The sequence below is a fragment of the Chloroflexota bacterium genome (assembly GCA_016235055.1).
Classification (GTDB): domain Bacteria; phylum Chloroflexota; class Anaerolineae; order JACRMK01; family JACRMK01; genus JACRMK01.
Genome location: JACRMK010000057.1, coordinates 1 through 22,571, shown reverse-complemented (window position 1 = coordinate 22,571; position 22,571 = coordinate 1). Strand labels below are relative to the sequence as shown.

Below are 22,571 nucleotides of genomic sequence, written 5' to 3'. Positions count from 1 at the left end.
ATGGAGGAGAAAAACATGAACGAAGAACTGTTTACGGTCCACGAGGCGTTGACGTTCGACGACCTGCTGATCATGCCGTACTATACCGAAGTGCTGCCCGATCAGACCGATGTGCGCACGCGGCTCGCCGCCGACATCCACCTGAATATCCCGCTCGTGTCCGCCGCCATGGACACCGTCACCGAAGCGCCGATGGCGATCGGCCTGTCGCGCGAGGGCGGCATCGGCATTATTCACCGCAACATGTCGATCGAGGCGCAGGCCGATGAGGTCGACAAGGTCAAGCGCTCGGAGTCGGGCATGATCACCGACCCGATCACGCTGCCGCCGACGGCCAGCCTGCAGGCCGCCGAAGATATCATGAACAAGTTTCGCATCAGCGGCGTGCCGATCACCGAGAACCGTGACGGGCACAAGCGGCTGGTCGGCATCCTGACCAACCGCGATATTCGGTTCGTGGAGCCGGACGACCTGTCGCACCCGGTCAGCGAATTTATGACGAGCACCAACCTCGTCACCGCGCGCGTCGGTACAACGCTGGAAGAAGCCAAGCAGATCTTGCAGTCGCGCCGCATCGAGAAACTGCCGCTGGTCGACGGCGACGGTAACCTGATGGGGTTGATCACGGTCAAGGACATTCAGAAGAAGCGCGAATACCCGAACGCCGCCAAGGACCGCCGCGGGCGACTGCTGTGCGGCGCGGCCGTCGGCGTCGGCCCGGAGCTGGAAAAGCGCGTCGAAGCGCTGGTGGCCAAAGGCGTTGACGTCGTGGTCGTGGACACGGCGCACGGCCACTCGCTCGGCGTCGTGCGCGCCATCGAGAGAATCAAGGCGCACTGGCCCAGCCTGCCGGTCATCGCCGGCAACGTCATCTCCGCCGAAGGCGCCGAGGCGCTGATCACCGCCGGGGCCGATGCGATCAAGGTCGGCGTCGGCGCCGGCTCCATCTGCACCACGCGCATCATCAGCGGCGCCGGCATGCCGCAGATGTCGGCCATTTTCGAGTCGTCGCGCGTCGCCCGCCGCAAGGACATCCCGATTGTCGGCGACGGCGGCGTGAAGTTCAGCGGCGACATCGTGAAGGCGATCGTGGCCGGCGCCAATACCGTGATGCTGGGCAGCCTGCTGGGCGGTCTGGACGAGTCGCCGGGCGAGATCGTGCTGTACGAGGGCCGCCGCTTCAAGGAATATCGCGGCATGGGCAGCCTCGGCGCCATGCAGGGCTTCGGCAAGGACCGCTATGGCAGCGGCCAGGGCAGCGGCAAGCTGGTGCCCGAGGGCGTTGAGGGGCGCGTGCCGTACAAGGGCTCGCTGCGCGACGTGGTCTACCAGCTGGTGGGCGGCCTGCGCTCCGGCATGGGCTACGCCGGCGCCGCGTCGCTGGCCGACCTGCAGACGAAGACACGCCTGCGCCGCATCACCAACGCGGGCCTGATCGAGAGCCACCCGCACGACATTGTCATCACCAGGGAGTCGCCCAACTACCAGCGCACGACATGAGGCCACAATGCCAAAACGCTACGGTGTTACGTCTATGGTCGCGCCGCTGCGGCGCGTGATGGTGAAACGGCCGGCCGAGCAGAAGGCCGAGGCCGAAGCCTGGCGCGAGTTCGGCTACTACCGCCCGCCCGACCTGGCGCGGGTGGCGAGCGAGCACGCGCACTTCGTCGAATTGCTGACCGAGGCCGGGACGGAGGTACTGTTCGTCGGCGACCCGCAGCGCGAGCGGCTCGATTCGATCTTCGTCTACGACCCGGTGATCATGTGCGGCGAGGGCGCCATCGTCTGCCGCATGGGCAAGCCGTTGCGGCGCGGCGAGGAGCACGCGCTGGCCCACTCGATGATGGCCGAGGGCGTGCCGATCGTGGCGACGATTCGCGGCGAGGGCACGCTGGAGGGCGGCGATACGTTCTGGCTCGACGAGCGCACTCTGGTCGTCGGGCGCACCTACCGCACCAATGACGACGGCATCCGCCAGTTGCAGCATGCGCTCGACAGCATCGCGGAGGTGGTCAAGGTGACGCTGCCGCACTGGCGTGGCGGCGGCGAGATCCTGCATCTGCTGTCCTTGATCAGCCCGGTCTCCGAGAAACTGGCGGTCGTGCATCTGCCGCTGATGCCAATCGACCTGGTCGACTTGTTGCACAGCCGCGGCGTCGAACTGCTACCCATTCCGGAAGAAGAGTTCAAGACGCAGGCGTCAAACATTCTGGCGGTCGCGCCCAACCGGGTCATCATGCTCAAGGGCAACCCAGTCACGGTGCGCAACCTGCGCGAGCGCGGCGTGGACGTGTGGGAGTACGAGGGCCAGGAGATTTCGTTCAACCGCGATGGCGGTCCGACCTGTCTGACCCGGCCGCTCTTCCGCGCCTACGCGCGCGACCTGTAGTTGCGACCGGTGGTCGCGGAAGGCACCCGGCATCAACGATGCCGGCTACAACTGTCGCGCTGGTGACGAGGATCATCCAAAGACGTTGCTCAAGCCAATAGGCACAATTACTATGGCCCTTCTCACAAATAGCAATGCTTTGTCAGATCGGAAGACCGGGTAGCACCCCAGATAATCGTGGTAGGAAGTCTTGAGCTTCGTGGTGACCCCATCAAACCCGATAGCCGGATTGGCCAGTCATGGATTCTGCCCATTTTGGCAACTTGTGCTTGGTGCCGCGGTTGGCGTGGGTGTTGGATTTACAATGCGAAGGAGCCTTAGCCATTTTGAATCAATACTATCAAAACTGAAACAAAATTCAAGGCACAAGGTAGCCGTACAGGTTATTATTAGAAGCAATTAAGACATATAGATTTTTTTCCAATCGTTTGTATAAAGTGCCATTAGGAAGGGTTACAAATGCAGAGTTAGGTGTTTCCAAAAAGGCTACAAAATCCCCTTCCTCGAAAATTTTTGGATTAATCATTGAAAGATGTGTTTGAATAACGCCAACACTTGGCGGGCTGTCAATCCCAGGATAAGATTTATATGCCGGTACGAGAATTCCTCCAGCGTCGTTAGCTAAAGGCATATCATATATGGCCATCTGTCCATTTTGTAACCGAACAAGAAGTTGCTCATATGGCTCATTTCCAACCATTCCCTGACCAAGGACCTGGACAATATTACCTGTTCTAAATGTACCTCTCCATAGATCAATGCCCCTAGTCGCGGGGTCAAATGAATTAATAACAGCGATTCCGTTAAACGTAGGATTACCCGGCTTATATTTGCGGGCGTCGCCTCTTGAAATTAAGTTCATCGGGGCAGTTAACTGAATCCCGTTTTGACTATTAAAAACAGTCGGATATTTGGAGGTTATTGTCGTAAATTTATCCATTTCGGTAAAGACACTATACGGCGCATTATCGGGTTGTAATACTGGAGTTGCCCGAGGAATTGGAGTACTCTCCGGTTTTGGGGGAGTTGGCGTTGAAACAAAAGGTTTAATATTATCCTCCTGTCCCTTCGGTACGGCAACAGTAGCTGAAAAAATATCCTCAGCTTTCGGGGCTGCTTCAACTCCTAAAGTGAACTGTCCATTAGGATTAAATAAGTTAGTTTTACTAATGTCCAGGGCGCCGACAACTCTCCCGTCAACAATAATTTGAGCGGTTTGACCACCTTTAAGAAAGCGAAAGGTAAACTCACCCTTAGGAAAGTTCTTATCAGAGCCGATAATCACTCGATTGATGACTTGATTAGAATCCACAACCGCCATAACATAACTTGGTCCATTTTTAGCTAAATATACTCGACCTTTATTTAGGTCAAGCGTCATGGTGTTTTTGGGATTGGCCCCAGCCGTATCAACACCTGGACTTTTGACGTCAAGCTTGAAGCGGACTTCAAAGTCACCGCTTGCTACCATTTTATCGGTCTGCGGATAAGTCACATATTTATTCGTTTCATTGGTTATTGTCGTTGGAGCGATCGTTTGCTTAACGACTTGGTAAGGTGCCAAGTTTTCAGCCGTTCCTTCATTTATGTCGGGAGTTGAAGTTGCTGGGATAACTGACGGAACCGGGGTAACCTCGGTCGCGGCGGCAGTTGGGATCGGGGATGGCGTCGCTGTGTAAATTGGAATTGGAGGCGGAGGCGATGTGGTCGTCGATGTGGGCAAAACAATTGCGGGCGCACTGCCGGCGGGTGCGCTGCTATTGTCGCAGGCGACCAACAAGCCGGCGAGCAATGTCGAAGCTGCCACGAATGCAACGGCATTTTTCATGATTGTGATCTCTGCGATGTGGGACTGGAGTGAAGTGTTGCGCTTTGGCTAACCCGAGTTAGTATTATACATCGAGTGGGTCGCCTGCGCTTGTCGGCTCACGGCCGAACTCGGGCTTGTCCAAAGTCGTGGACAGAATGCCCTCTTCCCAACCTTCCCCCGTTCGCAGCCCCCGCGAACAGGGGAAGGAGCTGATTCCCTCGCCTGCGACGCCGGTTCTGCGTCGCGGGAGAGGGTTAGGGAGAGGGCTATTCCGATTTTGGAAAGGCCCCGCGGCCGAGCCTGGACATCCACCTGAGCGACTCTGTCGGTCGACGTCACCGCCGCGCCGTACGCCGAAAGCGTCACCGCGACTTGCGCGTTCCCGCGCCCGCTTTACGCGCCGGTGCTTTGGCGGCCTTGGCGCCCCACGCTTCGCGCAGCAGCCGCACCCAGTTGCCATACATGATCGCCGCCACGTCGCTCTGGCTGTAGCCGCGCCCAGACAGGATCTCGCCCACCTTCTGCAGATCGGCGATCGTGTCGAGATCGTGTGGCGCTTGCTCGCGGCCGAATCCGCCGTCCAGGTCGGAGCCAATCGCTGCGTGCCGGGCGCTGCCCGCCAACTGGCAGACATGGTCGATGTGATCGCAGACGGTCGCGATGCTTGCCTGGCGGTTGGTCGTAGCGCCGCGATTGAACTCCGGGATCAGCATCCAGATGTCGAACGCCGCGCCGATCACGCCGCCGCGCGCGATGATCCACTTGAGCTGCTCGTCGCTGAACTGGCGCTGGTGCGGGACGAGCGCGCGGCAGTTGTTGTGGCTGGCCAGCACGGGTCCTTTGAAGATATCGGCCGCCTGCCAGAATGCCTGGTCGGAGAAGTGCGTCATGTCCAGAATCAGGCCGAGCCGGTCCATTTTGCGCACGAGCTCGACGCCGATCTTCGACAGCCCGAGCTCGGTGCCGGTGCCGCCGGCATAGCGGCCGGGGCCGTAGTGCGCCGGGCCGATGATGCGCAGGCCCGCCTCGGCCCACTGTCCGAGCTCGCCGGGAGATAGAATCGGGTCTGCGCTTTCCATACTGATCACGAAACCCAGCGGCGGCGTGGCATCGGTCGGCTGCTTGTGCGCCGCATCCCAGGACTCCCACTCCTTGATATGTCTGTTCAATGCTGCCAGATCGGTGATGACGCGCACGTGCCCGAGACGCTCCAGCGCGCGGTAGTACGCGATGTGGCTCATGCCGATCGCATGCGCCTGCGCCGGCGAACCGTAGTCAATGTGCGGGTTCTTGATGCCGGTCGAGCGGGCCAGCACGGTCGTGAACGCGAGCGCGACGCGGCCGCGCCGCATCTCTGGCAGGCAGACCGTGTTCTGCCCGCGCCCCTTCTCGGTCATCGCTGATTCGCTGGCGCGCAGCGTGTACGCGGAAAGTTCGAGGTCGCGGTTCCACTGCAGGGAACTCCAACCCAGATCAAGGTGAGAATCGGCAGCAAGCATGGCAACATCCTTTCGTGAAGTAAAAGTATTGGACGGCTGGGAACGCCAATTGGCAAATGGCGCGCCCGGTACTTATGCATTGCTCATCCGCCTGCCCCGGCGCATACGGCTGGCGATCGGCGCACTGGGCGTGCACGACTTTCCGCCCGGCTGGTACGTCTATGTTGGCAGTGCGCTCGGGCCGGGCGGCTTGCGAGCGCGCGTGGCACGCCACTTGCGCGCAGACAAGCACCCGCATTGGCATATCGACCGGCTGCTCGCCGCGGGCCAGGTACGGGGACTTTGGCTCGCGCCCGGCCCCGAACGCCGCGAATGTGATTTGGCACAAGCGCTCATGCGAGCGAACGACAGTCGCATCCCCGTTGCTGGCTTTGGCGCCGGCGACTGCGATTGCACTTCACACCTGCTCTGGTTCAAGCGACGGCCCACGATTGCCCGACTATTGTAGCATGGGCGGCCCGCGCACTCAATCGCCGGGCACGGGTATAATAACCGCTGGGCAGGCGCGCTTCAGAATCGCGGCATCCAAAACGCAGTCGATGAAATACCTCTTTGCAACGCTAATCCTGACCGCAAGCGCCAATGCGTGCGTGTTTCTGCCCGCGCCGCTTGAGGCGCGGGTGGCGGGCGCACTGCTGTTCGTCTTTGTGCTTCCTGGCTCTGCATTTGTGAGTCTCCTCTTCTCGCGCAGGACGCGCATGGCGCTGGCCGAGCGTTGCGTGCTTTCCGCGGGCGCCAGCGTCGCGTTATCCGTATTGCTGTTCTGGGGCATTTTCCTCACGCGCGTGCCGATTTCGGTTTTTACGCTGGCTTTTGTTTCAAGCGCCTTCACGCTCATCCTGGCGTTCATGGCGGCATGGCGAGATCAACGCGCGCCCGTCGCGGCGAGAACGCCGGGGCGCGTCGATCGTCCGTTTCTGGCCGTGTTCGCCGTGCTTGTAGTGGCAGGCGCGTTTCTCCTTTTGGCCCGTCTCGACCATGGCGAGTACCTGTTCGATGAGTACTGGATCGTGAGCAGCGCTACCGATCTGCTGTTCGGCAAGGCCGCGGCGCTGTTCGCGCTGCCAAAAGGTCCCGCGCAGATCATACTCGCCGCATGGTTCATGCGGCTGACCGACAGCTATTACGAGGGCGTTCTGCGCCTCCCCGCAGCCTTGTGCGCGCTCATCTCGGTTGCCGGGTTCGTGCTGTTTGCCCGCAGCCGGCTGCGACCGGCCGCCGTCCTCATCGCCGGATTGCTGTTGCTTTCGCTCGGCATGTGGACCGGCCTTGTCCGCTGGTTGCAGTTTCAGGGCTTCGTACTCGCCATGGGCCAGTTGGGGTTGCTGTGCGCGTTGCGGGCGTACCAGCGCCGACGCCAGCCCGAGGCGCGCAGCTACTGGGTGCTCTGTGCCGTGCTGCTGGGGGCGGCGCTGCTCGGCCACTACTTCGCCGCCTTCTTCGTCCCCGCCATTGGCTACCTGTTTGTGAAGGCACACCATCGCACGTTGCGCTGCCGTTCCACATGGCTCGGCGGACTTGCGCTGGCCTCGTTCGCACTCGCCGTGAGCGTGCCCTACTACGTGATGTTGCTGGCGCTGCCCGTCAACGCGCGGGAGATGCAGGAAGGGTACCTTGATCAGCGTCTGGATTTGTCGCATGCCCCATTCAACCACCTGAACGACTTTTTCTGGGAGCAGTGGGACTACAATTCTGCGCTCCAGCAAGCGATTGTTCTGGCGGCGCTCGCGGTTGCCTTGTTCTCGGTGTATGGACGGATGCGCCTTCGATCCGGCACACCGCGCGTTGCGGCATCGCTGTACCTGGCATGCGTACTACTGACCGGGCTGGCTGTCGTCCAACCAGACGCCCTCTCGGTTGCCGGGACAAACGTGAGCCTTGTGCCATTTGCCTGTTTCGGATTGTTTCTGCTTTGGAAGGGGGTACCGGACGCATTCTGGGGCTCCGTCGCGCTCGTTGCGTTTGTCACGTTCGGCTTCACCGGTTTCTTCATGGCCTCGCCGAATGATCACTACCTGGCTGGCCTGCCGCCGCTATTGCTCGGCGCCGTCGAGGGCATGCGTCTTGTCGCACGCGGCGCCCAGGCGCGTTGGTCCGCGGCAAATACGCGGGCCGTGCGGATCGTAGTTGCGGTGCTGGTCGGCGTATGGCTCGTTGCGCTCGTGTCGTACGACGCGCTGCAAAACATCGCCTATCTTCCTCGCAAACTTGACGCGCAGGCGTCGGACACACCGGCGTTGTTTGGCCAGTTGGCATCGCCACGGTTGATCTCGTCGTCGTTCTTCCTGGTAAATCGCGGCGGATGGCGGGCTATCGCCGTGATGTACGAGACGGGGGCGATGCGGGGCGAGCACAACAGCACGGATCCGCGTATTATGGACTTCTACCTCAATCACCAGTGGACTCCGGCAACCCCGCGGCCCGTATTCTTCATTGTCGCTCCTCCGGAAAAACCGGGCCGCGATCGCAAACCCGTGCCCGCCGATCTGCTCACCACGCATCGCCTGTGGGCCACAATCACGGTGGACGGCGTCGCACAGACCCGCATCTACCGCCTGCGCGATGGGCTTCCGGATGATCCGCGATTGATTGCGGCAGAGGGCTATGATGCAACGTGGCGCTCGCTGGCGACACTTAGCCGCCTCGAAGTGTACCGCGCTCGCCAGCGCGATGACACGGCCTTCTATGCGATCAGCAAGACGCTGTTGGCCGAGGGGCGCGTTGGCGACGCCGTTGTGTTTTCCAACCCGGAAGCGCGGCGCGTGCTGGATGAGTACTATCCGGGCACGCTGCCCTATGTGGATCCGGTCACGCAACCACTACCCTCAAGCGTTTCGCGTGTATGGGGCGTCTTCTGGGGACAGGCGGCCAGTGTCAGCGAAGATAGGTTGGCACATATCGCCTATCCCCTCTCAGCGCGATGGATGGCCAACGTGCGACTGCGTCCGTTCATGCTCAGCCCGGACGTGCCATTCGCGGAGATACGGGCGCGCGCAGATGATCTGGCCATGCTAACGGGCGTCGCGCCACTGCCGGAGACTGTATTGCCCGGCAGTTGGATACCGGTGCACCTGCGCTGGCAAGTGGACAGCCCAACCGACCGGCGGTACAAGGTGTTTATCCACGTGGCCGATTCCGGCGGGCAGCCGGTCGCGCAAGCCGACGATGAGCCGGTTGCTGGATTGCGTCCGACCGATACGTGGCGCGCTGGCGAATTGATCGATGATCGCTATGCGATCATGCTGCCGCCGGAGTTGCGGCCTGGATCCTACGTGGTCTTGGCTGGCCTTTACGATCCCGCGACCTCCGCGCGCATACCGGCGTTCCGTGCCGATGGCAGCCAGTTCCCCAACGATGCATTCGTGTTGGGCACCGTGAAGGTCACAACACGCTGACCATCGACGGCAGTCACTCTTCGCAGGAGGCGTCCGGTTGAGGTGGTAGGCATCTCCAGACACGCTCAGTCGATGATCTCAGTCCCCTCACAACCTCCCAATCGCCTCGAATTGCGCACAAATCAGTGCGATAATACCTAAACCCTCCCCCTCTGGTCGGTCCCGGACGGGCTAAATGTCATCGCTCCAACGTGACAATTGCCACTTTACGCGCGGTGGCGCACTCGTATACTGGTGGGCGAGGGCATTTTGCGCGGCCGGACGGGATTTTTCGGTCGCGGGCCTCCCCTATTCCTCCCCGAGGAGCCGCTATGTACGAGTTTATTGATGGAGCCGAATTGATCGCGCGCGGAGCGATTGATATCGGCTGCGATTTTTTCGCCGGTTACCCCATCACGCCGGCTTCGCCGATCCTGATACACATGCTTCGCGAACTGCCGAAAGTTGGCGGCGTCGGCATCCAGGCGGAAGACGAAATCGCCAGCATCTCCATGACGATCGGCGCGGCCATGACCGGCGCGCGCGCCATGACGGCCACCGCCGGCCCCGGCATCAGTCTCTACTCCGAGAATATCGGCCTCGCCCTCATGGGCGAGGTACCGCTCGTCATCGTCGACGTGCAGCGGCTGGGCCCGGCCACCGGCGGCGCGACCACTGTCGCCCAGGGCGACGTGCAGTTCCTGCGCTGGAGCACGTCCGGCGGTTACCCGGTCATCGCGCTTTGCCCGTCCGATGCGGCGGAGTGCTACACGCTCACGCAGCACGCCTTCAATCTCGCCGAGCGTTTCCGTACACCCGTCTTCCTGGCGACCGACAAAGAAACGGTGATGACGCAGGGCACGCTCGATACGGACGCCGCACTCAAGCACCTGACCCCGGAACGCCGCACCCGCACCGTCGCCGCGCCCGGCAGTTTCTTGCCCTACCCGCTCACCGAGCCGGCAACCGCACCGCCGTTTGCGGCGATCGGCGACGCGCAGAACATCGTCCGCTTTACGACCAGCACACACGACGAACGCGGTATGCTCACCAAGAAGCCGGAAAAGGTCGAGCGGCTCAACAATCATCTTTACGAAAAGATTCGGGCGCATGCCGCCGAGATCGAGATGGTCCGTTATGATCCGCAGGACGGCGCCGAGACGCTGGTGGTATCGTTCGGCATCACCGCGCGCTCCATGCAGGAAGCAGTCGCCGATGCGCGAGCGGACGGCCAGCGCGTCTCGCAACTGATCGTGCAGTCGCTCTGGCCCGTGCCGGAAAACGCGCTGCGCCGCGCACTCGCCGCGCACCGGCGCATCGTCGTGCCGGAATTGAACCACGGCCAGTACCGGCTTGAAATCGAGCGCATTGCCTACGCGCTGGACCCGCGCCCCGCCGTCAGCGGCGTCAACCGTGTCGATGGCGAATTGATCGCGCCGCGCCAGATCCAGGACGCGCTGTAAACCAGACGCCGAGAGAGAAGACTCCATGAGCACGCATACCGCCACACCCCTGGTGACGACGTTCGCTACCTACCGCAACCCGGAGATTGCGAAGTACCCGTTTTGTCCTGGCTGCGGGCACAGCACGATCAATGACCAACTCAACGCCGCGCTGGTCAAGCTACAACTGGACCCGCACAAGGTTGTCATCGTGACCGACATCGGCTGCGTTGGCCTGTCGGACCAGTATTTCGCCGCGCACGCCTTCCACGGCTTGCATGGCCGCAGCGTGGCCTACGCGTCGGGCATCAAGCTCGCCAACCCGGAGCTCAAGGTCATCGTGCTCATGGGCGACGGCGGGTGCGGCATCGGCGGCCACCACCTGATCAATGCCGCGCGGCGCAATGTCGGCATCACCGTGCTCGTCTTCAACAACCTGAACTTTGGCATGACCGGCGGCCAGCACTCGGTGACGACGCCGCACGGCGCGCTGACCGCGACGACGCGCGGCGGCAACCTGGAACGGCCGCTCGACATCTGCGCCACCGTCGGCGTCAACGGCGCGTCATACGTCTACCGCGGCACGTCGTTCGACAAAGACCTGCCCGAGCGCATCGCCGAGGCGATCAATGTGGACGGCTTCGCTCTGATGGATCTGTGGGAGCTGTGCACGGCATACTACGTGCCCAACAACGACTTCTCGCGCTCCGATATGCTGGGCGTCATGAGCGAACTGCACATGCAAGCGGGCGAGTTGTACCGCGCCGGCTATCCCGAACTGGCCTCGGCATACCGCGCACAGTACGCGCCGACGCGCAGCAAGACGCCGTTCACACGCAAGCCGCTCGCGCGCGAGTTCACCACCCGGCTCGACAAGCCGCTGCGCGTCGTGATTGCCGGATCGGCGGGCGGCAAAGTGAAGTCGACCGCCACCGTGTTCGCGCAGGCCGCGATCCGTTGCGGGCTGTTCGCCACCCAGCGCGACGACTACCCGACCACCGTGATGAGCGGCCATTCCCTGTCGGAGATCATCATCGCGCCCGGCGAGATCTTCTACACCGGCATCCCGCGTCCTGATGTGCTGGCGATCATCTCGCCGGAAGGACTCGGACAGGTGAAGGCGCAACTGGCCGAGATGGGCGAATCCGGCACGGTCTACGTCCTGGCCGAGCTTGAGTCAAAGGTGCAGACCCGCGCGCGCAAGATCATCCTGCGACCGGACGGCAAGACGAACCGCAAGGCGCTCGCCATGATGGCGGTCGCCGCCTTCGTCAAGCACAGCCGGTGTATGCCGCTGGAGGCGTTGACGGCCAGCGTGCGCGCCGACCAACGGGCGGACGTGGCTGAAGAGAGCCTGAAAGCGATCGAAACCGGTATTAAGCTCGTCGAGTAAGCACGACGCGCCGCCTGGCGCGTCCCCTGACCGCGCGTACGGCGCGATAGAAGGGAACATGGAGGCTGGCCATGTGGTATGTATTGCCGCCTTCGTTTGAACGGTTTCTGGACCGCAGCGATGCCGGGCAGCGGCTGGCCGCGCGCCTGCAAGCCTACGCCGGGCGCGCCGATGTCCTGACGCTCGGCTTGCCGCGCGGCGGGGTGGCCATTGCCGCGGAGATCGCCGCCGGCCTCGGCGTGCCGCTCGACGTCCTCGTCGTGCGCAAACTCGGCGTTCCCGGCCACGACGAACTCGCCATGGGCGCGCTGACCGCCGGCGGGCGCGTGCTGAACGATTCCGTCGTCGCGGCGTTGGGCATCTCCGACGCTGTCATCGCGCAGGTCGTCGCGCGCGAGCAGTCCGAGATCGCGCGCCGCGAGCGCGCGTATCGCGCCGGGCTGCCCCCGCTGGACGTGCGAGCGAAGACCGTGATCGTCGCCGATGACGGACTGGCGACCGGCGCAACGATGCGCGCCGCGCTCATGGCGCTGCGCGCGCAGCGTCCCGCGCGCCTGATCGTTGCGGTGCCGGTCGCGTCCCCGGATGCGTGCGACCAGGTGCGCCCGCTGTGCGACGACCTGCTCTGCCTCCACACGCCCGGTGACCTGCACGCCATCGGGCTTTGGTACAATGATTTCAGCCAACTGGATGACGGCGCGGTGATTCGCATCATCGAGACGGCTCGGCACGCCAGCGCTTCGGAGCGCTAACCCAGCAGCCTACTTTGCAGCCACCGGGCGGCCCACACGGGACGACGAGGAGCACAGATGAACACCTGTCCAAATTGCGGCAACTTCCTGATGCCCGAGGCGAAGGCCTGCAGTCGCTGCGGCACACCGGTCGGTGCATCGGCGCCTTCGACGCCGTCGGTCTCGGCGGACCCGCTCGAACGGTTCCGGCAGGCCGAGAACGACTTCTACCGGCTCAAAGGCCAGCTTGACACCGGGCGCATCGCCAAAGCGCAGTACGAGCGCGAGCTGCAGGGGTTGATGGTGCAGGATACCCAGGGCCGCTACTGGAATCTGGGGGCCGGCAGCGGGCGCTGGCACGTCTTCGACGGCCAGCAGTGGGCCGTCGCCGACCCGTACGGCGGAGGCAACGTGCCGGCTCGCGTTGCGCCCACATCGCCACCGTCCCTGGCCGAGTTTCCGCTGGTGAAGACCGCCCCGGCACAGCCGCCCTCGCTCGCCGCCGCGCCGGTCGCGCGCAGCGGCGGGCGCTCCCTCTTGATTGGTTGCGCCGGCGCGCTGATTCTGCTGGTGCTCGTCGCGGCCGGCGTCTACGGTTACGGGGTGCTTGGCATCGGGCGTGCAGAGCCGGCTGCTACCGCAATTGTGATTGTGCTGCCAACCGCAACGCCGACGGCCACCGCCGTGCCACCGACCACGACGCCCGTGCCGCCCACGGCAACGCCGACGGCCACCGCCGTGCCACGGACCGCGACGCCCGTGCCGCCCACAGCGACGGCCATTCCGACAGCGTCCCGCACCCCGACGGGAACGCCCACCCCGACTGCGACGGCCACCAGCACCGGCACGCCCGTTCCCACCGCGACCACGAGCGCCGCGGCACGCCTGAGAGCACAGCTTGACGATGCGTGGGGCAGCGGCGAGTGGCAGCGCGTGGTTACACTGCTGGAAGCGCTGCGCCAACTGGACCCCGCCGATCTGTCGATTCCGGGCAAACTGTACGCCGCGCGCGTCAATTATGGAGCCCAACTGCTAACGCAAGGCAACCTGATCGGCGCCATGGCGCAGTGTCAGGCCGCGCTGATCATCAATCCATCGGGCGTCGAAGCACTGCAGTGCGTCGCGCAGGCCACGCCGCCCACCGCGACACGCGTGCCGCCGCCACCGCCGCCCGGCCCCGGCCCGTCGCTCCCGACGCCGACGGCCACGGCCACCGATGCCGCGCCGAATATCAATCTATACGTGAGTGTGCGTGGCTATGAGAAGTGGGGACGACCGAGCGTGGTCGATAACTGGTGCACTAACTACAACGACAAAGACCCGGTCAGCCGCTTCACGATTGATCTGACCGGCATCAACCGCACGTCACAGATGCTGACCAGTTGGTACGGCACGTTCTATAACAGCCGGGGCGCCGTGCTGTCCTGTTACTACCCGTATGACAACAGCGAGTATTTGCCGGCGATCGCACCCGGCGCAACGACGAACGTCACGTGGGCCGGCTACACGGACCTCAATGTCTATATCACCGAGTTCCGCGTCAAAGCGTTTGGGTGGACATACCGCTGGTGCTTCGCACCATGGGATGGGCACCTGATCGGCTGCAACTAACCGCAGCACTTCCAAGATGTAAACAGCCCCTCACGAAGTTTACCGTGAGGGGCTGCCTTTTTTCGGGCGGCGTGCCAGGCTATAGCGGTTTGCGAAATGATCCGATACGGTGCTGCACGACGCCTGTAGGGACAGGCCTTTGGCCTGTCCGCTGGGCAGGTCAAAGACCTGCCCCTACCCGGCGAACCGCATGGCGTGCCCGATGTTTCTGCAAGATGCTCTAATCCACGCGCTGCACCCTGTGCCGCAAATATAACAACGTGGTCATCGCCGACGTGGCTGCAAGCAGCGCGCTCGCCCCGAACAGGCCCGGAAATCCGACCATCGCAATAGCGTAGCCGCCGGCCATCGCCGTCGCGGCCCACCCTGTCGCCAGGCCGATGGTGGACAAGGCCGCCGAGGTCGTGCGCCAGCGTGGCACCACCAACTGCTGGCTGAACACGTTGCGCGCCGGTCCCGCAATCGAAAATACGGTCATTGCGCCCGTATACGCCGCCGCCGCGACCAACCAGTTGGGTACCAGCGCGACAACGACGATGAACAGTCCGCCCGCGAGCGCGGCCGCGCCATAGGCTCGGGCGGGACCGAGCGCTGACAGCACGCGCGGGGCCAGTATCGCGCCGATCACCGGCAGTAGTTGCGCCAGTCCCATCACCGAACCGATCTGCGCGGTCGATACGCCCAGGCCGCGATCCAGATAGACGTTGAAGAACGCGCGCAGGCTGCCGTCGCCCGTCGTCTGCAGAAACACGACGATGACGAACAGCGCGAACAGGCCGAGCGGCGCCTTGTCGGCGTTTGCGCTGCGCTGCTGGTGGACCGGTTCTGCCGCCGGCTCAATGCCGACTATGACGAGCACGATCAGCGCGTAGCCGAGCGGCACCAACCAGAGCGTGTATCGAAATGGCGCCAGTGAGTCGCCGGGCCCCACCACTGCCGCGATCGTACCCGGCAGCAGTCCGGCGACCAGGCTGCCCACAAACGCCATCAGCGATTGGATCCCTTGCTGCGCGGCGAAGGCGTAGTTGCGTTCCTCCGGACTGGCCACCGCCATCACATATGGGATGTTGTTGACCGAGTTGAGCGCCGCGCCGACCCAGCTCAAGCCCCACCAGAAGAACAGCCACGGCATGCGCCACTCGGGCGGTACAAACTCGACGAACACCACGAGGCTGTTGCCAAGTCCCGACAGTATCCACCCGGCTAGAATCGCACGGCGCAGGCCGAAGCGCCGGCCAACATAGCCCGCCGGCAGCGCGCACACAGCCCACAGGACCTGCCCCGAGCCGATCAGCACACCGATGAACTCGGTGCCATATCCCAGGCGCAGCAGGTACAGGTTCTGCAGAACGGTCTGAATCCCGAAGTAGCTGAAGCCGAGGAGTGCCCAGACAACCAGCAGGCGCCGCAGGCTCGGCTGGCGGATCGGCATCAACCGGGCGAAGGCGAGCTTGACGCTAGTCAATCCGCTACGCTGCGCCCAAATACGTCACGTCCAGCGGACGCTCGGTTGCTGTCGCGCCGCTGCGCTCGATGGCATACGCGCGCGCGTTCGGGCGCGACGTGACGATCTTGTGCAGTTGGTCGTCGATGTAGTGCAGCCCTGCGCCGTCGTCAGCGGCGATGCCCGGCAGCATCGCGCCGCTTGCCACCAACCGCAGCATCGTCGGCCGCCGGTTCACTTCACTGTCGAAGTGCGGCGAGCAACTGCCGGGTAGGAAGCCGAGGCAGCTCAGTGCCGTGAACGGCCCCGGAATCGAATCCGTCAGCCCCTGCTCGAACCAGCAGATTTGACCGGCGCTCACGCCCGACAGAATAATGCCTCGCTCCCACGCCTCGCGCAGAATCGAGTCGAGTCCCCACTCGCGCCAGGTCGCCAGCATCGTCTTGGTATTGCCGCCGCCGACGCGGATGATGTCCTGCTCGAGCAGGAACGAACGCAGGTCGGCGGTCGGCGGCTTGTAGAGGTTCAGGTGCGTCATGCGGCAGTCCAGCGCCGCAAACGCCACGTAGAACGCCAGCGTGGCGTTCACTGGGTCGGCCGTCGCGTTCGGCAAGTAGCAGACGCGCGGCCGCTCCTTGCCTGCCTGCTTCAGGATGTAATGCTCCAGCAGCGGATTGTCTGGTTCCGACGAGAACCCGCCGCCGCCCAGCGCAATGATCTGTTTCATGGGTCTCCGTTAGCCCGCCATATCGCGTTTGAGGAACACGCTCATGCAGTGAATCGCGCCCCAGCCCTTCATCAACTCACTGACGTCCATTTCGATCACTTCGACGTCCTTGCTCTCCAGCAATTTGCGCGTGACCGGGTTGCCCTTCGGCAGCAGCACCTTGCGCGGCGCGAGCGCGACCCAGTTCATGCCCATGCTCTCTTTGACTTCGTCGATCGACGGCGCTTCGAGCACCTCGAAGCCGCGCTTGTGCAGCGCCATCACGACCTCATGCGGCACCTGCCAGGCAAAGACCATGCACAGCTTGTGGTCGAGCATGTTCATCAGGCCATCCACGTGCGCATGCCCGTACGGGATCTGGAACGGCAGGATCTCGGTCACGCCCATGTTGCGTAGCACCTCGCTGACCTGCCGCGCGCCTTCGGCGTTGCAGCGCACGCCGGTTCCGAGGATGACCGTCTGGCGGTCCACCCACATCGCGCACGCGCCTTCGAACACGCCGGTGCCCGTCACGGTTCGCACGATCGGCACGCCGAGCTTTGCCAGCGTCGCCGCCGCGTAGCGCTCCTCGCCGCGCCGGAACGGCATGGCGTGGCGCGCGATAATCGCGCCTTCCGGCGTCATGAACGTCGAGTCACGTTGGAACAGCGCGTTCGGCCGGTCAGGCCGCATCTCCTCCACCAGTGCGACGCGCACGCCGTGCCGGCGATACGTGTCGGCCAGCGCGTCGAACTGCGCGCGCGCCTTGTCGGGATCCATCACGTCGAGCCAGCGCCACTGCGCGGCATCGGTGACCGACTCGATCTCCGCGCCCGGCCGCCGCAGCATCACCGCGCGCAGCGGGGCCACTTCGGACGCGCAGCCCCAGTCGCCCCAGTACTGTTGGATTTGCCCGGCGAACGGCCCTTCGTCGGCAAACCATTTCTCGCCCTGTTCGGAATAGCCTGTCTCGCCCATTCGTTCTCTCCTCAGTCAATTATTGCTTCGCGGGTCTTGAAGACCCGCGAGGTGTGATTGTCCGTCAGCAATTCTCAATTTGGCTTTGTACGGGTACTTTCCAATGCCGCTTGCGATGCGCTGGCTCTCAGGCGCTTGTCACGCAAGCTGGCCCGCCGAAAAAGTGGCGTTGCCCTCCCCCCGACCCCCTCCCAACTTGGTTGGGAGGGGGCGAGATTCTTAGGGGAGGTGCGCGGCGGCTGCGCCCCCGCGCACCGCCCCGGTAGCTTGGCCCCTTCTCCCCCGCGCTGGCGGAGGAGAAGGGGCAGGGGATGAGGGGGCATATTGACAGCCGACTCCAAAATGAGAATTACTGATTGTCCGTTGTCGGGCTTGTGGCGCACGCCTGAATATGCTACACTGCCGCTGAATCCAGTCCCATCACCGGAGGCCCGCCCATGCCCGCCCCATCCAACGGCAAACTGCTGCCGCGCGACGTCACCAGACTGTACCCGCGCATTGTGCGCGGCGAAGGCTGCGCCATCTACGACGAGACCGGCAAGCGCTACCTCGACGCCATCGCCGGCATCGCCGTCGTCAACATCGGCCACGGCCGCGCACAGGTGGCCGAGGCGTTAGCAGCGCAGGCGCAGACGCTGTCTTACGTACAGTCGTCCATCTTCGAGAACCGTCCGGCACTGGAACTGGCCGAGCGTGTCGGTCGCGTTGCGCCAGCCGGCCTCAATTCGGCATTCTTCGTGTCCGGCGGCTCCGAGGCCACCGAGACGGCGATCAAGCTCGCGCGCCAGTATCACGTCGAGCGCGGCGATCCGTCGCGCTACATCATGATCTCGCGCTGGCAGTCGTACCACGGCGGGACGCTCGGCGCGCTGTCGCTCAGCGGCATCATCGGCCGCCGCGAGAAGTTTGCCCCGCTGTTGCTCGACTTCCCGCACATCCCGGAGTGCAACTGCTACCGCTGCCCGTTCAACCTGACGCACCCGTCGTGCGGCATCCGCTGCGCGCACGAGCTCGAAACGGCGATCAAGCGGGCCGGCGCGCGCAACGTCGCGGCGTTCATCGCGGAGCCGATCGTCGGTGCGGCCGCCGGCGCCACGACGCCGCCTGCCGAATACTTCGGCATCATCCGCGAGATCTGCGACCGCTACGGCATCCTGTTCATCGCCGACGAGGTGATCACCGGCTTCGGGCGCACGGGCCGCAACTTCGGCATCGAGCACTGGGGCGTCACGCCCGACATCATCACGTCGGCCAAGGGGCTCAGCGGCGGCTACGCCCCGCTCGGCGCGGTGCTGGCACACGACCGCGTGCGCGACGCGTTCGCGCAGGCGGGCGCCGCCTTCGTGCACGGCTACACTATGTCGTCGAACCCGCTGGCCGCCGCCGTTGGCGTCGCCGTGCTCGACATCATCGAAGGCGAGCGATTGGTCGAGCGTGTCGCTGCCCTCGAGGCCGGCTTCTTCGCGCGCGGGCGCTCGCTGCTCAAGCACCGCACGGTCGGCGAGGTGCGCGGCAAAGGCTTGCTGATGGGCATCGAACTGGTGCGCGACCAGCATACCAAAGAGCCGTTCCCGCCGGGCCAGCGCGCCAACGCGCAGTTGGCCGCCATCGCGCTGCGGTGCGGGTTGGTCATCTACCCCGGCGGCGGCACGGCCGACGGCGTGAACGGCGATCACTTCCTGCTCTGCCCGCCGTTCACGATCAGCACAGTCGAACTTGACGAGTTGTTCGGAAAACTGGACGAGTCGCTGACCGAGTTCGAGCAGTCGCTGTAGGCTAATGCAAATCTAACCGCAGAGAACGCAGAGGAAAACCTTGTTATCTTTGCGTTCTCTGCGTGCTTTGCGGTGAGTCGGTATGCGCTGCTAGTCGCCGACCCGCTCCAGCACGCCGCCGGCAAACCAGACCACCAATCCATCGGCCGAATCGAGCACCCACCGCTCGCGCAGGCCGGTGGGCGTTTTGCCTTTCAGCTCCTGCAGCATCGGCTCGCCCCAGCGCGCCCGCACCTCCTCGCGCGTCGTCCGGCCGATCACCAGAGTATCGCGCGCGACCTGGATTTTCCTCTCGTCTGCGTGTGACATTGAAGCGTTTCCTCTTTGCGTCGGCGTTGACGCCGCGTACAATAGCGCGTCGCGCGCCGGTTGTCAAACGAAAACCGGGCGCCGCCATCAAGGCGGCGCCCGGCATATGGCCTGGTCGTTGCGCGGATTACCGCTTGTGCATCGGCGTGTAGTCGCGGGTGTCGTGGCCGGTATAGATCTGGCGCGGCCGCGCGATCTTCTGCTCCGGGTCGGTGACCAGTTCCTGCCACTGCGTCAGCCAACCCACCGTGCGCGGGATCGCGAAGAGCACGGTGAACATCGAGGTCGGCAGGCCCATCGCCTGGTAGATGATCCCCGAGTAGAAGTCCACATTCGGGTACAGTTTGCGCGCGATGAAGTAATCGTCTTTCAGCGCGATCTGCTCGAGCTCGATGGCGATGTCGAGCAGGCGATTGCGGCCGGTCACTTCAAACACGGCGTCGGCCGCCGTCTTGATGATCTTCGCGCGCGGATCATAGTTCTTGTACACGCGGTGCCCGAAGCCCATCAGGCGGCCCTCGCCCTTCTTGACCTTCTCGATGAACGGCGGGATATTCTTTACGTCGCCGATCTCGGTCAGCATCTTCAGCACTTCCTCGTTGGCGCCGCCGTGCAGCGGCCCATACAGCGCCGCCGCCGCGCCGGCCATGGAGGAGTACGGGTCCACGTGCGACGAGCCGATGCCGCGCATGGCGTTGGTGCCGCAGTTCTGCTCGTGGTCGGCATGCAGGATGAATAGCACGTCGAGCGCGCGCTCCAACGCCGGGTTCGGCTGGTACTTCAACTCGCCCATCTTGAACATCATGTTCAGGAAATTGCCCGTGAACGACAGATCGTTGTCGGGATAGACGTATGGGAAGCCGAGGCTGTGCCGGTACGACCATGCCGCGATGGTCGGTGTCTTGGCAATCAGCCGGGTGATCTGGTGCAGGCGGTTCTCCGCGTCGGCGATCTTGTTCGCCTCAGGGTAGAACGTCGACAGCGCCGCGATCGTGCTGATGAACATCCCCATCGGGTGCGCGTTGTAGCGGAACGTCTCCATCAACTGCTTGACGTTCTCGTGCACGAAGGTGTGATGCTTGATCTCGTATTCCCACTTGTCGTATTGTGCTTTGGTCGGCAGTTCGCCGAAGAGGATGAGGTAGGCAACTTCGAGGTAAGTGCTCTTCTCGGCCAGTTGGTCGATCGGGTAGCCCCGGTAGCGCAGGATACCCTTATCGCCGTCGATAAAGGTGATCGCGCTGCGAGTCGAGGCCGTGTTCATGAATGCCGGATCGTACGCCATCAAGCCAAAATCGTCGGGCCCCGTTTTGATCTGGCGCAGATCGTTGGCCTTGATAGCGCCGTCGGCGATCGCTAACGAGTAGGACTTGCCGGTTCGGTTATCAACGACCGTCAACGTGTTGGTCGGCGCAGACATCGGTGTTCCTCCTAGTACGTGGGGTTGTTCAAGCGCAGAACTTCGCATAGGGAAACGATACTCCGGAAGCGGGGGTGCGAATAGGGACATCTGTACCGCAAAAGAGGATACAACCGACCCCCAGCGCGCCGGATCATACCAGCTGGCGCAGCCGCGCCTGCCGGGCAAACAGCGCCAGCGTCAAAACCAGGGCAATGACGCAGCCGGCCGCCAGCGCAGTCGGCGCGCCAACCGCATCCGCCACGCCGCCGACCGCCAGATTGCCGATCGGCTGCAGGCCCCAGGTGACGGCGAACACGCTCATCACACGCCCGGCGTACTGCGGTTTGCTCAGCGTCTGGAGCAGCGACTGCGCGATGGCGCTGGCGATCGACCATGACATACCGGCAAAGAGCAGCGCGACGAGGCTGCCCGCGAACCACGGCGATAGGGCAAACAGCCCGATGAACAGTGGATACAGTATCAGACCGAACATCAGCAGGCGCCCCTTGCCTCGCATGTTGCCGAAGCTGGCGACGGCCAGCGCGCTGGTCAGCGCGCCGATGCCGACGGCCGATGTCAGCATGCCGAGACCGGTAGGCCCCACCGCGAGCACTTTTTCCGCAAACAACGGCAGCATCTGCTGGTAGGGGAACACAAAGAAGGTTGGCAGCGCCACGACCGCCAGAATCCAGAAGAGCACCTTGTCGCCGGCCACGTAGGCCAGGCCGTCGGTCAGGGTGCGCAGTGGACTGACCTTGCGATCGACCGGCGCCTGCGGCGGCACCTTCATCTGAAGTACGTTGATGAACGCCCAGATAAAGCCGGCCGCCTGCACCACGAAGCAGCCGACCGGGCCGATCGTGGCGATCAGCACGCCGGCCAGCGACGGGCCAACGATGCGCATGGTGTTCAGCCCGACCGAGTGCAGCGCCAGCGCGTTCACGACATTTTCGCGGCCGACCAGCGTCGGCACCATCGCCTGGCGTACCGGCACATTGATCGAGCTGGTGATGCCGAGAATGAACGACAGCGCCAGGATGTGCCAGATCTCGACAATGTCGAACGCGAGCAGCGCGACAAACGCCAGCGAGACCAGCATGCCGACCATCTGGTTGAAGAGCATCACGCGATGGCGATTCAGCCGGTCGGCCATCACGCCGCCAACGAGCGAGAACAGCAACATCGGGATGCCGCTGACGAACCCGCTGATGCCGAGCCAGCCGGCCGACTGGGTCTTTTCGTATACCAGCCAACCGACGGTCACTGTGTTGATGAACGATCCAGCCTGCGTGGCCAGATTGCCGGTCCACAGCAGGCGAAAGTTGTCGTTGCGCAGGGACTCAAACGTCTTGAGCTCCCCCGCGCGCTGCTCGATCAGACGCTGGAGTCCGTTGGCTGCCATGGCCGAATTATAGCCAAGGCCGGGTCAATTTGCAACGCTAACCATCTCGTCGGGTGTGCTACACCTGCCGGACGCGCGGGTCTGAGGGAACTGTGAGTTCAGTCAGGTTGTCGGCATACCCGGGCATCCGGCTTTTCCCAGCAATTCTCATTTTGGAGTCGGCTGCCAATATGCCCCTTCTCCCCCGCGCGCGCGGGGGAGAAGGGGAAAAGCTAACGGGGAGGGCAGCGCCACTTTTTCGGCGGGCCAGCTTGCGTGACAAGCGCCTGAGAGCCAGCGCATCGCAAGCGGCATTGGAAAGTACCC

18 protein-coding genes are annotated in these 22,571 nt (G+C 63.5%); 10 read left to right on the top strand and 8 right to left on the bottom strand.

The window, feature by feature from the left end; translation table 11 throughout:
• The first annotated feature begins 15 nt into the window (after positions 1 to 15).
• Together guaB and HZB53_14685 are read left to right on the top strand one after the other, a co-directional pair.
• Positions 16 to 1,500, top strand: a complete 1,485-nt coding sequence (gene guaB / locus HZB53_14690; protein MBI5878895.1) for an IMP dehydrogenase — start codon at positions 16 to 18, stop codon at positions 1,498 to 1,500.
• Positions 1,501 to 1,507: 7 nt separating this feature from the next.
• A complete protein-coding gene (locus HZB53_14685) occupies positions 1,508 to 2,389 on the top strand; it encodes an arginine deiminase (GenBank protein MBI5878894.1) in 882 nt (293 codons plus the stop codon).
• Between the two features lie 358 nt (positions 2,390 to 2,747).
• Here HZB53_14685 and HZB53_14680 read toward each other — a convergent pair whose 3' ends face one another.
• Positions 2,748 to 3,953 carry a hypothetical protein gene (locus HZB53_14680; protein MBI5878893.1) on the bottom strand — a complete coding sequence of 402 codons (1,206 nt, stop codon included), beginning with the start codon at positions 3,951 to 3,953 and terminating at the stop codon, positions 2,748 to 2,750.
• Between the two features lie 139 nt (positions 3,954 to 4,092).
• Between HZB53_14680 and HZB53_14675 the strand changes: the two genes are divergently transcribed.
• Entirely contained in the window at positions 4,093 to 4,269 is a 177-nt protein-coding gene (locus tag HZB53_14675) for a hypothetical protein (GenBank protein MBI5878892.1), read from the top strand.
• 292 nt (positions 4,270 to 4,561) lie between these two features.
• On the opposite strand, the gene HZB53_14670 is transcribed toward HZB53_14675, so the two are convergent.
• Positions 4,562 to 5,698 (bottom strand): membrane dipeptidase, encoded by a 1,137-nt coding sequence (locus HZB53_14670; protein MBI5878891.1) that lies wholly within the window; start codon positions 5,696 to 5,698, stop codon positions 4,562 to 4,564.
• Here HZB53_14670 and HZB53_14665 point away from each other — a divergent pair.
• The 6 genes from HZB53_14665 to HZB53_14640 all read left to right on the top strand — a co-directional run bounded on the left by HZB53_14665 (position 5,697) and on the right by HZB53_14640 (position 14,249).
• Positions 5,697 to 6,146 carry a GIY-YIG nuclease family protein gene (locus HZB53_14665; GenBank protein MBI5878890.1) on the top strand — a complete coding sequence of 150 codons (450 nt, stop codon included), beginning with the start codon at positions 5,697 to 5,699 and terminating at the stop codon, positions 6,144 to 6,146. The two genes, HZB53_14670 and HZB53_14665, sit on opposite strands and share 2 nt — an antisense overlap.
• A gap of 91 nt (positions 6,147 to 6,237) precedes the next feature.
• Positions 6,238 to 9,093, top strand: coding sequence for a DUF1616 domain-containing protein (locus HZB53_14660; GenBank protein ID MBI5878889.1), 2,856 nt, complete (start codon positions 6,238 to 6,240; stop codon positions 9,091 to 9,093).
• A gap of 311 nt (positions 9,094 to 9,404) precedes the next feature.
• Positions 9,405 to 10,535 carry a pyruvate flavodoxin/ferredoxin oxidoreductase gene (locus HZB53_14655; GenBank protein ID MBI5878888.1) on the top strand — a complete coding sequence of 377 codons (1,131 nt, stop codon included), beginning with the start codon at positions 9,405 to 9,407 and terminating at the stop codon, positions 10,533 to 10,535.
• Between the two features lie 25 nt (positions 10,536 to 10,560).
• On the top strand, positions 10,561 to 11,907 hold the full coding sequence (locus HZB53_14650) for a 2-oxoacid:acceptor oxidoreductase family protein (GenBank protein MBI5878887.1): 1,347 nt from the start codon (positions 10,561 to 10,563) through the stop codon (positions 11,905 to 11,907).
• Between the two features lie 71 nt (positions 11,908 to 11,978).
• Complete coding sequence (locus HZB53_14645; protein ID MBI5878886.1) at positions 11,979 to 12,659, top strand: phosphoribosyltransferase; 681 nt, start codon at positions 11,979 to 11,981, stop codon at positions 12,657 to 12,659.
• A 57-nt stretch (positions 12,660 to 12,716) separates the two neighbouring features.
• Positions 12,717 to 14,249, top strand: a complete 1,533-nt coding sequence (locus HZB53_14640; protein ID MBI5878885.1) for a zinc ribbon domain-containing protein — start codon at positions 12,717 to 12,719, stop codon at positions 14,247 to 14,249.
• A gap of 220 nt (positions 14,250 to 14,469) precedes the next feature.
• Here HZB53_14640 and HZB53_14635 read toward each other — a convergent pair whose 3' ends face one another.
• Genes HZB53_14635 through HZB53_14625 form a run of 3 tightly spaced genes read right to left on the bottom strand, consistent with a single transcriptional unit; the run spans position 14,470 to position 17,377 of the window.
• Complete coding sequence (locus tag HZB53_14635; GenBank protein ID MBI5878884.1) at positions 14,470 to 15,714, bottom strand: hypothetical protein; 1,245 nt, start codon at positions 15,712 to 15,714, stop codon at positions 14,470 to 14,472.
• A gap of 4 nt (positions 15,715 to 15,718) precedes the next feature.
• Complete coding sequence (locus HZB53_14630; GenBank protein ID MBI5878883.1) at positions 15,719 to 16,420, bottom strand: peptidase E; 702 nt, start codon at positions 16,418 to 16,420, stop codon at positions 15,719 to 15,721.
• Between the two features lie 9 nt (positions 16,421 to 16,429).
• Positions 16,430 to 17,377 (bottom strand): amidinotransferase, encoded by a 948-nt coding sequence (locus HZB53_14625; protein ID MBI5878882.1) that lies wholly within the window; start codon positions 17,375 to 17,377, stop codon positions 16,430 to 16,432.
• A 437-nt stretch (positions 17,378 to 17,814) separates the two neighbouring features.
• Here HZB53_14625 and HZB53_14620 point away from each other — a divergent pair, with 437 nt between their 5' ends.
• On the top strand, positions 17,815 to 19,152 hold the full coding sequence (locus HZB53_14620) for an aspartate aminotransferase family protein (protein ID MBI5878881.1): 1,338 nt from the start codon (positions 17,815 to 17,817) through the stop codon (positions 19,150 to 19,152).
• Positions 19,153 to 19,242: 90 nt separating this feature from the next.
• Here HZB53_14620 and HZB53_14615 read toward each other — a convergent pair whose 3' ends face one another.
• The 3 genes from HZB53_14615 to HZB53_14605 all read right to left on the bottom strand — a co-directional run bounded on the left by HZB53_14615 (position 19,243) and on the right by HZB53_14605 (position 22,265).
• Positions 19,243 to 19,461 (bottom strand): hypothetical protein, encoded by a 219-nt coding sequence (locus HZB53_14615; protein MBI5878880.1) that lies wholly within the window; start codon positions 19,459 to 19,461, stop codon positions 19,243 to 19,245.
• Between the two features lie 127 nt (positions 19,462 to 19,588).
• On the bottom strand, positions 19,589 to 20,881 hold the full coding sequence (locus HZB53_14610) for a citrate synthase (protein ID MBI5878879.1): 1,293 nt from the start codon (positions 20,879 to 20,881) through the stop codon (positions 19,589 to 19,591).
• A gap of 133 nt (positions 20,882 to 21,014) precedes the next feature.
• Positions 21,015 to 22,265, bottom strand: a complete 1,251-nt coding sequence (locus tag HZB53_14605; protein MBI5878878.1) for an MFS transporter — start codon at positions 22,263 to 22,265, stop codon at positions 21,015 to 21,017.
• Between the last annotated feature and the right edge of the window lie 306 nt (positions 22,266 to 22,571).